Annotated in this window: 13 protein-coding genes; 4 read left to right on the top strand and 9 right to left on the bottom strand. The window is 46.3% G+C overall.

The annotated features are described in order from the left end of the window. The first annotated feature begins 47 nt into the window (after positions 1-47). Both L4D09_RS07955 and L4D09_RS07950 read left to right on the top strand, forming a co-directional pair. Positions 48-1,220: an MBL fold metallo-hydrolase gene (locus L4D09_RS07955; RefSeq protein ID WP_428456956.1), complete on the top strand. Its 1,173-nt coding sequence runs from the start codon at positions 48-50 to the stop codon at positions 1,218-1,220. A gap of 93 nt (positions 1,221-1,313) precedes the next feature. Continuing rightward, entirely contained in the window at positions 1,314-1,817 is a 504-nt protein-coding gene (locus L4D09_RS07950; RefSeq protein WP_428456955.1) for a GNAT family N-acetyltransferase, read from the top strand. 47 nt (positions 1,818-1,864) lie between these two features. Here L4D09_RS07950 and L4D09_RS07945 read toward each other — a convergent pair whose 3' ends face one another. Both L4D09_RS07945 and L4D09_RS07940 read right to left on the bottom strand, forming a co-directional pair. Further along, a complete protein-coding gene (locus L4D09_RS07945; RefSeq protein WP_428456954.1) occupies positions 1,865-2,518 on the bottom strand; it encodes a cupin domain-containing protein in 654 nt (217 codons plus the stop codon). Between the two features lie 65 nt (positions 2,519-2,583). Next, a complete protein-coding gene (locus tag L4D09_RS07940; RefSeq protein WP_428456953.1) occupies positions 2,584-3,351 on the bottom strand; it encodes an SDR family NAD(P)-dependent oxidoreductase in 768 nt (255 codons plus the stop codon). A gap of 104 nt (positions 3,352-3,455) precedes the next feature. On the opposite strand from L4D09_RS07940, the gene L4D09_RS07935 reads away from it, so the two are divergent. Continuing rightward, positions 3,456-3,791, top strand: coding sequence for a winged helix-turn-helix transcriptional regulator (locus L4D09_RS07935; RefSeq protein WP_428456952.1), 336 nt, complete (start codon positions 3,456-3,458; stop codon positions 3,789-3,791). Positions 3,792-3,867: 76 nt separating this feature from the next. Here the strand turns inward: L4D09_RS07935 and L4D09_RS07930 are convergent, their stop codons facing one another. Continuing rightward, complete coding sequence (locus L4D09_RS07930; RefSeq protein WP_428456951.1) at positions 3,868-4,086, bottom strand: hypothetical protein; 219 nt, start codon at positions 4,084-4,086, stop codon at positions 3,868-3,870. 334 nt (positions 4,087-4,420) lie between these two features. Here L4D09_RS07930 and L4D09_RS07925 point away from each other — a divergent pair, with 334 nt between their 5' ends. Then, complete coding sequence (locus L4D09_RS07925) at positions 4,421-5,866, top strand: catalase (RefSeq protein ID WP_428456950.1); 1,446 nt, start codon at positions 4,421-4,423, stop codon at positions 5,864-5,866. Between the two features lie 73 nt (positions 5,867-5,939). Here L4D09_RS07925 and L4D09_RS07920 read toward each other — a convergent pair whose 3' ends face one another. The 6 genes from L4D09_RS07920 to L4D09_RS07895 are packed head-to-tail and all read right to left on the bottom strand — an operon-like array spanning position 5,940 to position 11,700. Then, the gene (locus L4D09_RS07920) at positions 5,940-6,746 is read right to left on the bottom strand and encodes a phosphodiesterase (protein ID WP_428456949.1); all 807 of its coding nucleotides are present in this window, start codon (positions 6,744-6,746) and stop codon (positions 5,940-5,942) included. Next, positions 6,743-7,426 (bottom strand): HAD family hydrolase, encoded by a 684-nt coding sequence (locus tag L4D09_RS07915; protein WP_428456948.1) that lies wholly within the window; start codon positions 7,424-7,426, stop codon positions 6,743-6,745. Before L4D09_RS07915 ends, L4D09_RS07920 begins: the two co-directional genes overlap by 4 nt. A 27-nt stretch (positions 7,427-7,453) precedes the next feature. Further along, positions 7,454-8,707: an ABC transporter substrate-binding protein gene (locus L4D09_RS07910; RefSeq protein WP_428456947.1), complete on the bottom strand. Its 1,254-nt coding sequence runs from the start codon at positions 8,705-8,707 to the stop codon at positions 7,454-7,456. A gap of 47 nt (positions 8,708-8,754) precedes the next feature. Beyond that, positions 8,755-9,579, bottom strand: a complete 825-nt coding sequence (locus tag L4D09_RS07905; protein ID WP_428456946.1) for a carbohydrate ABC transporter permease — start codon at positions 9,577-9,579, stop codon at positions 8,755-8,757. After that, complete coding sequence (locus L4D09_RS07900) at positions 9,576-10,511, bottom strand: carbohydrate ABC transporter permease (RefSeq protein ID WP_428456945.1); 936 nt, start codon at positions 10,509-10,511, stop codon at positions 9,576-9,578. The genes L4D09_RS07905 and L4D09_RS07900 overlap by 4 nt, the downstream gene beginning before the upstream one ends. Further along, complete coding sequence (locus tag L4D09_RS07895) at positions 10,504-11,700, bottom strand: ABC transporter ATP-binding protein (protein ID WP_428456944.1); 1,197 nt, start codon at positions 11,698-11,700, stop codon at positions 10,504-10,506. The genes L4D09_RS07900 and L4D09_RS07895 overlap by 8 nt, the downstream gene beginning before the upstream one ends. Between the last annotated feature and the right edge of the window lie 290 nt (positions 11,701-11,990).

Here is an 11,990-nt window from a genome sequence, read left to right as displayed (position 1 = left end):
TATGATTAAAAGTATACACCATCGTTTACTTTTGAGGCTAGCAGCAAATGAACACAACTCTTAAAGCATCTTTAATCGCCGTGCTTGGTGCACTAGGCCTTAGTGCCTTTGGTAGCGGTGATACTGATGGGCGCTTGGTGCAAAGTGAAGACATTCGCCAAGAGCGTATTGCGCAATCGCCTCAATTTGTCGATGGTAAAGTGATCACCCGTATGCCGGCAGTGCAATCTGAAGAAGGCATGTTATCGGTTATGTGGAAGTTCTTCATGCAGCGTGATCAGTATAAGCCGCAGCAACCTTTGCAGTTTCAGGCGGTTGATACCGAATTACTATCGGTACCTAGCAAAGCTGTGCGGGTAACGTGGCTTGGCCACTCATCATTGTTTATCGAAGCGGATCAAACTCGTATGCTGATTGACCCAGTGTTTGAGTATGCATCACCTTCAGTTTTTGCACGCCTGTTTTCCCGTAACGTTGATGCTCCCGTTAGTCGCGAAGCGTTACCATTGCCTGATGCAATTTTGATTTCTCATGACCATTATGATCACCTTGAGGAATCGACAGCACGTTTTTATGCAGACAAAGATGTGATGTTTTATGTGCCACTAGGCGTCGGGCGCCATTTGGAAAAATGGGGCGTAAAGCCTCAAAAAATCAAGGAGTTTGACTGGTGGGAAAGTCAGATGATCAACTCGGTACGTATAACAGCAGCCCCTGCAAACCATAACTCCGGTCGTGGGCTGTTTGACAGTAATACTACTCTTTGGGCATCGTGGGCGATCCAAGCTGAAACGGGCAGTATCTTTTATAGTGGCGACTCTGCTTATGGTGATCACTTCAAAGAAATTGGCCAGAAATTAGGGCCATTTGATATGACTTTTATTGAAGTTGCCGCCAATGTGAAAGATGGTAAAGGTTACCCGGTGGAAGGCTGGGGTCATATGCAAGCTGCCCATACGATGCAGGCACATTTAGATGTCGGTGGTGATAAGCTGTTTCCTGTCCATTGGTCAACCTTTGAGTTGTTTCTACATAAGTGGGATGAGCCGGTCAACGATTTGATCGCAGAGGCGAAAACGCATGATGTTGAGTTGGTGACACCGTTGATTGGTCAGAGTTTAGATTTATCTTTGCCATATCAAACAACTTACTGGTGGCAGAGTAGTAGCCAGTGGCAGTCTGGCTTGGATTTTTCTCAGTTAGCCTATCGCTCTGAATAGTTACGTTTAAGGTGGAAAGTTAGTCGGGAAATGAATGTTTTACGTTCATCATTTTATTAGAATGTTAGCGAGCCATTCAAGGAAGCCTGTTTAATGAAAGAAATGATGAGTTTTACAACTGAACGACTATCTGCTGAGACACTTGATCGCGCTCTATCTGGAACACACAGTGAAATTATCGCTATGTTTACCGAGCAGGTGAGTCGATATTTACCACCATCGTGTCAGCAATTACATACCCCTGAAGCGGTTAATAACTGGCTGAATGCGATGGAGGAAACCGGTACGGTACTGAGGTTGGTCGGTCAACAGCATGTCGATCAACAGCAGCATGGTGTTGGTTTTATATTTGTTTTCCCTGAGCCTGATAATTGTTATCGGGTTGGCTATGTACTTGATGAAGCCTGTTGGGGAAAAGGGTTGGCGACAGAAGTTATGCGAGGGCTGGTTGCTTATTTGAGTAACCAAAAGCAAGCAGCCTCTTTCATTGCTGGAGTCGAACCACAGAACCAAGGCTCGGTGAATGTCTTGGTTAAACTGGGTTTTCATCTAGATTATTCTGAGCAGGGCGTGGATTACTACAAACTTCTCACTTAAGGCTGAAATGCAGCCAAGGCCATAGCATGTCACGGTAATGCATGAGCTCAGACTATTGGTAAATGTCCTGTTTTCACTAAGATCACCGTTTCTTGTTCTACAAACGGGAAGTGCTCGCTCATGTGCGGACTACGCAGCCAACTGTGAGCGGGATAGCAGCCAAACTCATCGCGAAACACCCCAGACAACACGAGGATCTCTTCACCGCCAAAATGTTGGTGAGGCTGAAAGCGCTCGCCCGCAGGCCATTTGACCAATGCGGTATGTTGATGGCCGAACTCATGCAGTGGCATGACTTGAAGTCCACCAATCCCCTGCAGCCACTGCGCTTGCTGGGTATCAATTCTAACTTGAGTAAGATCCTGTGGTTCGAATTGGTTCAGTTTGACGAAAATAGTGCAGCCTTCCTGACTGAAAGGGGCATGTTTACTGTCTGGCGGGTTACGGATGTAAGTGCCGGGCCCAAAGTCGCCGGTTTCGTCAGAGAACGTTCCGTCGAGTACCAAGATCTCCTCGCCCATAGGGTGGGGGTGGGTATTGAACGCCGAACCAGCTTCATACTTTACAATACTGCTGGTATGGCCCGACTCTTTGGCTTCTCGCTCTAGCGGTTTACGCCATACACCAGCTGCGGGACTCGCTACCCAGTCCATGGCGGCGGTATCGATGACAATACGTTGTGAGAAATCCATGTTGAGCATGGGTACAGTCCTTAATTATTGGTGAAAGAGATTGCCACTATTTTCAAGTTATTTGTTTCTAGTTGTTAGTTTCGACCAGCCATAACGCCACCGTCGACATCCCAGATAGCACCCGTTACCCAGCTGGATTCATCTGATAATAAGAAGCAGATGCTATTCGCTATGTCTGCCGGTGTACCGATGCGACCGATAGGGTGAAAATCATTGAACCCTTCTAAAGCTTCATCGATAAGATCTGGTTCGATAAAGGCACCATAAATTGGCGTTTTAACAACGGCTGGCGACACCGCATTGACGCGAATATTATGTTCAGCAAGCTCCATCGCCATGTGCTGGGTAAGGGCATGTAATCCAGCTTTTGCCATCGAATAGGCGGATGACGGTGTGGCTTTTATCGCTTGCTTCGCCCACATTGAACCGATATTAACAATATTACCACCACCGTGTTTTATCATATTTTGTGCAACGGTTTGGCTGAGTCTGAAAGTCGCTCTGTTTAGCTCCATATAAGTATCATAATCAGCGGCTGAATGGTCAACGAATGGCTTTGGATTAAAGTAACCCGCGGCATTCACTAGGTAGTTGATCGCTTTGCCGTTGCTGTTAATTAGCTCAATGAGCTTGTCGACATCCTGCGAGTGATAAAGATTGGCTTGAATGCCTGAAACCTTACCTAAAGTACTCAGCTCTGAAATGGCTTTGGTGAGTTTGTCTGGGTTATTGCCCACGATAATGACGTCGATATCATGATTGAGCAGCTGTTTAGCTGTTTCAAGCCCCATACCGCTGGTTCCACCGATAATGAGTGCGATGCCTGATTGAGTAAAGGTCATTTGTTTTCTCCTGTGTTTGTACGTTAAGCTAATATTAGGCTCACAACTAACCTGCTGAATAGTCAGTACAAATCGGTAGGGTAGGCACTTTTTGGTACATCTTTATGAAAACACAGGAAAACTTTTTTTCACGAAAATCAGCCCCTGAACGCTCGGCGCGTATGGTGGAAACTATTTATGGCTGTAAATGGTCGTTAACCGTCTATCAGCTATTGGCCAACGGGATCAATAGGCCAGGAGAGATGGTGCGTTCTGTTGAAGGGCTATCAACCAAGGTACTGAATGAATGTCTAAAGAAGAATGTAGAGTTTGGCATTCTAAACAAAATGATATTCAACGAATTACCACCTCGGGTGGAATATCAGGTAACACCATTTGGGCAGAAATTCTTGCGGATTTTGGATGAGCTAGAAAAATTACAATTAGAGATAGATGACTAGTTTGTAGTGCTGAGCCTTTGTAAATAAAAAACGCCGATGAAAATCGGCGTTTGGCTAACCAGTAAAGAGGATATTTTTATAGTTCAAATTCTGGTTCTTTTTTTTGTACTGGGTCATGTGTACCGATATACAGCAGTTTTTGAGTCCCCATTCCACGCATGAAAAACGACATACACATCGGACATTGTAATTTTTCTTGTCCTGGTGTTGTTAGGGCTTTTTCATGCCAGCGACGACGTACTCTGATTAATCCGCTTGAGCATTTACATTCCGGGCAGTTGATAGCTACTTTCATTTGTTAATCCTCCTTATCGCGCTTCACTGGCTATAACTTAACCAGTATTGGTGTCGGAAAAATTGATATGCATCAGAATTCGTCATTGATTTTTCCGATGTGCAACACAAACTTTAATAAGTGGGATGAATGTCTTTGAGTGGTGATAAATTGCGTAACCAGGACTTACAAAATGACACGATTTGAAAGAAAATGTAATTAAAAACAGTCAGATAATAGAATGGTGGGATTTGTTTTTTATGAGTGGTATTACCTATCAATGAAATAGAAAAGACGTATTATACCTATTAATTGTTTGAGTCTAATCTTTAGGCATCCCCAAAGGAGGTGTCTCATGACAAACAAAAAAATGACTCAAGCAAATGGTGCCCCAGTAACTGATAACGATAACAGCTTAACCGCGGGTGCCCGAGGCCCGATCTTATTGCAAGATACATGGTTGCTGGAAAAGCTAGCCCATTTTGATCGCGAACGCATTCCAGAGCGTGTAGTACATGCCAAAGGCTCGGCGGCATTTGGTACTTTTACCGTGACCCACGATATTACTCGTTATACGAAAGCCGATATTTTCTCTGATATTGGTAAGCAGACTGATGTGTTGTTACGTTTTTCTACCGTTGCGGGAGAGAAAGGAGCGGCCGATGCGGAGCGCGATGTGCGTGGCTTTGCACTGAAGTTTTATACCAATGAAGGCAACTGGGATTTAGTGGGTAATAATACGCCGGTATTCTTTGTTCGTGATCCTCTGAAGTTCCCTGACTTTATTCATACCCAGAAGCGTGACCCGCAAACAAATTTACGCAGTGCAGAAGCGGCATGGGATTTTTGGTCTCGTCACCCTGAATCACTGCACCAGATTATGATCTTGTTCAGTGATCGTGGCATTCCAACCGATTACCGTCACATGAATGGCTATGGAAGCCATACCTATAGCTTTATTAATAATGATAACGAACGTTATTATGTGAAATTCCACTTCAAAACCCAGCAAGGTCATCGCTATTACACCGATGAAGAAGCGGCACAAGTGACAGGAAAAACACGCGAATCGTCACAAGCTGATTTGTTTATTAATATTGATGAAGGTAATTTCCCGCGCTGGGATGTCAAAGTTCAGATCATGACGGAAGAGCAGGCAAGCCAATACGCCATTCATCCATTTGATATTACCAAGGTATGGCCGCATGGCGATTTCCCATTACATGACTTAGGTTTACTTGAGCTTAATCGTAACCCGGAAAATTATTTTGCTGAAGTAGAGCAGGCAGCGTTTACCCCAGCCAATGTGGTACCGGGAATTGGTTATTCACCAGACCGTTTATTGCAAGGGCGTTTGTTCTCATACGGTGATACTCAGCGCTACCGCTTGGGGATTAATCATGGTCAGTTGCCAGTTAATCGACCTAAATCGACAGTCAATAGCTCACACCGTGATGGATCGATGCGTGCTGATGGGAATGGTGCTGGACAAGCTAACTATGCGCCGAACCACCATGGTACCTATCAGCCTACGCATGATTATGAGCCGCCATTAGCTCTGGAGAAAGAAGCATTACACTTTAATTTCCGTGACTATGACAGCGACTACTATTCGCAGCCGGGTAATCTGTATCGCATCATGGATGCAGCACAACAACAGCGTTTAGTTGGTAATATTGTTGGATCACTGGGTGAGGTGAAATCTGAGCAGATCAAACGTGATCAGCTAGCGCACTTCATGAAAGTCGATGAACAGTTGGGACAAGCTGTTGCTAATGCCCTAGGTTTGACCACTGACTAAAATTGTTAGAATAAACAACGCCGCCTGTATAAATATAGGCGGCGTTTTTATTTGGGCGGCAATAATTCAAGTTTTACTCGTCGTCGAATGGTCCGCCGAGCGAGAAGGTATCAGTAGTGTCGGTAAAGTCGCGGGTATGGACAATCACCAGTTCATTGTCGATGAGCACCACATTGTAAGTTGGTGATTCGAAGCTGGCGTTGATCACATCGGTGGTATGCATATCCAGCGCAACTTGGTGGTTCATGCTTTTTAAGGTAGAAAAGCCGATGCCCTGCCAGATGCCATTTATCGGACGGTGGTAATGACCAAAGAACAAATGTTTTACCTTGTCATGGCGTTTAAGCATCTTGGCAATGGTTTGCTTATTGTCTTCGCTAAAGCCAATAACATCCATTGAAGGGATACCGACAGCAAAAGGGGCATGGTGCATCAGTAAAAATACCGGCTTATCGGCTTTATCTAGTGCACTATCAAGCCATTGAAGTCGCTTTTCACAAAATTCCCCAGCATGTGTACCCTGCTGAACCGAATCCATCACGATAAACACATTACCACCTTGCTCGAAGGTGTACTGCACAAAGCCATCTTCGTTTAGCGGCAGCTCGGGAAAGATTTCACGTAAGGTATCGCGGTCATCGTGGTTGCCGATCACCAGATGGTAGGGAAGTTGCAGCCTCTCAAGGCTTTCTTTTAGGCTTATATAAGCTTCTTTTTCCCCCCAGTGGGCAAGATCGCCCGTGATAATGACGCAATCGGCATCACTATGATATTGATTAACATCAGTAATGGCTGCATCGAAAGCATGCTTAGGTACGCGGCCATAAATCTTCTGATCATTGAGGCCAAAGTGAGTATCAGTAAGGTGGATCAGTTTCATGCTCGCTTTCCTTGTTGGGCAAACTGAAGAAACTCTGCAGCAATAGGCAGGAGTTGTTCTGGGGTTTGAATTTGATAGTTAGGCTTACGTTGCTGAAGTATGTCGGCCGACTGCCAGCCCCAATTGACAGCAACTGAAGGTATGCCAGCTGCTTTCGCGGCATCAATATCGCTGACACCATCCCCAACCATTACCATAAAACAATTATGTTGAGCTTTGATTGCAACTAGCTTGTCGGCTTTGCTGCCAGGTTTATCACCGCCAATAACACTGGTGAAACAATGGGCGATGCCATGGTGAGATAAAATTCTATTGAGTACCTCGGTATGGCTGGCTGATAACACGACGAGAGGCATCTCACGGGAAAGTTGCTCAAGTACTTCTTTAGCCTGCGGGAAAAGAGCTGGGATCTGTGTTGATGCTGTCATTCGTATAGCGACATCTTTGGCGTATTGATGGCCATCAATACCAAGCGTCTCCCCCAGCGCTTCAAATGTTACAGGGTCAAGCGTCGCAAATGGATTGGAAGCTAGTTGCGCTTGATAGCCTCTAGCTGTTGCGGCTTGCTGGCAAACCTGTTGGTAAAGAGAAAGTGTGTCGGCAATGACGCCATCAAAATCAAATATAAACATAGGGACTGTTTTCACTTGTACTTGTTGTTCGCGTTGGGTACCTGCCATACCCATGGATATGACAGGTAAGTCTTATTAGCTGCGTGGCAGTAGTTTTTGCACATCTTTGGCCATCTTTTCATTAACGGCCTGTGGCTTGTCAGCCATTCGTCCACTGAAAATTGACTCCATGTGATCAGAGATAACATCGGTGATTTTTAGGCCATTACGACCCGGGAAAGCGTGCCAAGTGTCCATCAGTGGCAGTTGGTTAACCACGGTCTTGTAATTGGGGTTTTGCTCTAAGAAGTCAGTCAAGCTCGCTGCGGCGATAGGGTTTGGTGACATATACCCAGTCATTGGGCTGACCAAAGCATTGCCTTCAGGACCGGTAATAAAGCGGATGAACTGCCATGCTGCCTGCTGCTTTTCTTGATCTTTGGTTAGCATGACCACGGCGTTACCACCAACAGGCAGTGTGCCGCCTGCTTTTACGTCAGGGAATGGACCGGTTTTTAATTCGAAATTATCGCCAGCCATGCGAGTGAACTTACTTAGACTACCTGTTGAGGTGAAGTAGATCCCCATATTGCCAGCGACAAAAGATTGCTCTTTGGCACTGCGACTATAGTTCTGGGCTTTGGCTTCTTGGGTCATGCGGGCAAACAAATCCATGGTCCATTGGCCGGCTTCATTGTTGAAGGCGACCTTACCGTTGTCATCTAATGGTTTCCCGCCTTGGCTCATCATTGGAGCCAACCACAGCCAGCTGCCAGTGATGTGCCAATCGTAGGCGAGCCCCGACTCTTTACCATCCAGTGCATTGACTTTCTGCGCCAGTTCGATAACACCATCCCAAGTGGTTGGTAGGCTATCGTTGCCTTGTGCTGCTCGAACTAAATCCATGTTGTAGTAGGCAACGGGCAGAGAGATAGCGAATGGGAATGCCCACGTTTTGCCATCGAAACGAGCCGGAGACATCATGGCATCACCATAGCCGTACTGCTGTCTGTCGTCTTCGGTGAGAAAGTCATCCAGTGAGATAGCGATGTCTCGTTCCATTAGTGGACGAATACGGTTTAGCCCCTGAAAGCTGATATCGGGCATACGCTTGGTGATCGCTTCACGCATGACACGCTGGCTCGCATCCTCGTAATTTTCGTAGCTGGTACGATAGGTGATTTTAATATCATCATTTTCCGCTTCAAAACGGCTCGCGAGCTCTTTCATCAACGGATCAAAAGTCGGTCCATAAGGGTATTGAACAACCAGCTCAGTTGCCGAGAACGCTGGGTTGAATAGGCCAGCAGCCAGTAAGCCTGCAGCTAGTGCTGTCTTTAGCAGTTTCATGATTTTTCCTTGTCGGTTTGCTAATTCGTAAGTGTTATTGGTAAAAACTATTTCATGCCTGACATGGTAATGCCTTCAATGAAGCGCTTTTGCGCTAGCAGGTATGCAATTATCAGCGGAGCGATGATCAAGGTGGCTGCAGCCATCAGCGGGCCATAATCATTGCCAGCTTCGTCGTTAGTGAAGGCCACTACACCAAGCGGTGGAGTAAAGTAGTCCTGACTGCTGACAACAATCAGCGGCCAGAAATAATCATTCCAGTGCGCGACAATCGAGAAGATGCCAAATGACACCAGAGCAGGAATAGCCGTCGGCAACATTACCCGCCAGACAATGGCGAATTCGGTATAGCCATCGATACGGGCAGCATGAACCAGATCATCCGGCACGGTTTTGAAGAACTGGCGCATAAGGTAGATGCCAAACACCGAAATAGAAAACGGGGCGATAAGTGCAGCGTAAGAATCCAAGAAGCCGAGTTTGAACATCAGGTAGTACCATGGAATCGAAACCGCATGTGGCGGGATCATCAAGCACAGTAACACCGCGCTGAACATGATGTCTTTACCTTTGAAGCGCAGTTTCGCGAGTGCATAGGCTGCCGGTACAGCAACAGCAACTTGGCACAGGAAAATTCCGACAGTGACAATCAAGCCATTGAGCATGTACTTGAGCAATGGTGCTTGAGTCAGTGCCTTGTGGTAGTTCTCGGCGAAGGCCCAGCGCTCTGGCAAAAAACGTAGCTCATTGACAAATATTTCATCTAAAGGCTTTGTCGAAGCAGACAGCATCCAAACGAAGGGCATCAGCACGATGATGGTCAAACTCGCCAAAACCAAATGGCGGAATAGGCTGTAAAGAGACATTTTCATGAGTAATGCACCTTCTTTTCCATGTAACGCGTTTTAATGATGGTGACCAGCAGGATAAAGAACATGAACACCACGGTGATAGCGGCTGCATAGCTGGTACGGAAGTACTCAAACCCTTCGTGGTACATGGTCAGTAGTAGCATTTCTGAGGACTTGCCTGGTCCGCCTTTGGTCAGTACGTGAACGGTATCGAAAACCTGAAATGCTTTTATGGCAGTGATAACGATAACGAACATTGCAACAGGACCGAGCATTGGCCAAGTAACCAGAGAAAAACGTGATAGAGGGTTGCTAACACCATCCATTTCAGCGGCTTCGTAGAGGTGTTTGGGGATCGCCATCAACCCTGACATAAACAGCACCATGTTGAAACCAAGCTGGTGCCAGACGCCGATCCCTGCGAGGACATACACCACGGCATCAGGATCATTGAGCCAATCACGCCCTTCAACGCCAACAAGGTTTAGCACCATATTCAGCAGGCCAAATTCAGGGTGGAGGATGTATTCCCAGACAATCGACATTGCTATCAGGCTTGCCATTACAGGAAGAAAGAAAACGGTGCGATAGAAACTTTTGCCTGATGGGCGAGATTCAATCAACATGGCAATAGCAAGTCCGCCAATCACTGAGCCTGGCAATACAACCGCGACATATAGCAGGGTATTTTTAAGTGAGATCCAGAACACTGGATCGTCAATTAGCTCTTGGTAATTCGCCAAACCGACAAAATCGAAGCTATCCATACCCAGTTGCCAGTCCGTAAATGACAGCAATAGCACTGCGGCCATCGGCCCGATCAGAAATAGCAGCATCAGAAACAATGCGGGTGCAGACAATAACCAAGCCGTAACGGGTTCACGCCACTTGGCTGGAACAGCGAAGCGAAAAGGGGGGACGACACGCCCCAAGCTAGGTGCTAGATCAGCCATAGTTTACCCCTGTATTCATAGCGAAAACGTTCGAGCAAAAAGGTGAAATTCGCTCGCCAGACTCACTAAATGCCAGCACTTTTTCTTGGGCTAGTTGGACGTGCAAATTTTGGCCGATACTCAGTTGGCGGGTACGTTCTGGGCAGCACTTAACGACGAGTTGGTTATTGTGTTGAGAAGTCGGTGTTAGCCAGTCAGCCGTTAAATAGACATAACCTTCACAACCGGTATTTTCTGTATGGGTGATGGTGACTGGTAAGCAGTGGTCGTCGGCATTATCGCAAAGAGTAAGGTGTTCAGGGCGGATCCCAATATTAACCTCAGTATTATTAATATTTTGCCATGTATCATCCAGCGTAAAGGCAAGAGTATGCTGGCCAATAGTGACACCTTGCTGGGTTAATATGGCGGGTAGAATATTGATTTTCGGGCTGCCGATAAACTCAGCTACCTTGAGGTGGCATGGGTTGTTATACATTTCATCAGGACTTGCGACCTGCAGAAGCTGCCCTTCTACCACTAAGGCAATACGGTCAGCCATGGTCATGGCCTCGATTTGATCGTGAGTAACGTAGATAAAAGTGCTACCGAGCTGGCGATGTAGCTGGGATAGTTCGGTTCGCATGTGAACCCGCAGTTTGGCATCAAGGTTTGATAGCGGTTCATCCATTAAGAATGCTTTGGGCTTTCGAACCATGGCACGGCCAAGTGCTACACGTTGACGCTGGCCACCAGATAACTGAGCTGGTTTTCTATCAAGCAGAGCTGTAATTTGCAGTTGTTCGGCGACGTGCTCAACCCGAGTGTTGATCTCTGCTAACCATTCTTTCACTGTGGCAGAAGCCTTTGTCGCTCCCGGCAAGCGGTAATAGAACGGTTTGGCCATTTTTAAGGGGACGAGCATGTTTTCCTGCACCGTCAGGTGAGGGTAGAGGGCATAGGATTGGAATACCATTGCCAGATCGCGTTGGCGTGGCTTGAGCTCACTGATGTCATCGTTAGCGATGGTGACTTGTCCTGTGGTTTGTTGCTCAAGCCCGGCAATGATACGGAGTAAGGTTGATTTACCGCAGCCTGATGCGCCAACCAAAGCGATGAACTCCCCTTCACGGATCGTTAGGTCAACGCCTTTGAGAATCGGCGTTTTATCGTATGATTTAGTGATGTTGTGTAACTGAATATCAGCCATGATAGTTCTCTGCCAATGTAGATGCGTAAAGGGGTACGGCGTCCTTCCGCTTGTTCAAACAATGAATTTCCCTTTTTGGACAATCGATTGTCCATTTATTGTGTTATACGTTAAGTTTGAAACGTGACAGTAATTGTCAGCTTCCATGATCAATAGATGACATTTATATTAAATATAATGACTTGGACTAGTTATGATGATGAATCTCAGGATAATGACAGGGTGTTTAAGCTATAGTGACAAGTCTGAACTGTGAATGCAGGACAATCGTTTTCCTCGTAAATTTTCCT

Origin of the sequence: Photobacterium makurazakiensis, from assembly GCF_050336715.1 — a bacterium.
Classification (GTDB): domain Bacteria; phylum Pseudomonadota; class Gammaproteobacteria; order Enterobacterales; family Vibrionaceae; genus Photobacterium; species Photobacterium makurazakiensis.
Note: the sequence above shows the minus strand (reverse complement) of the source record. Positions and strands in the feature narration are given on the sequence as shown.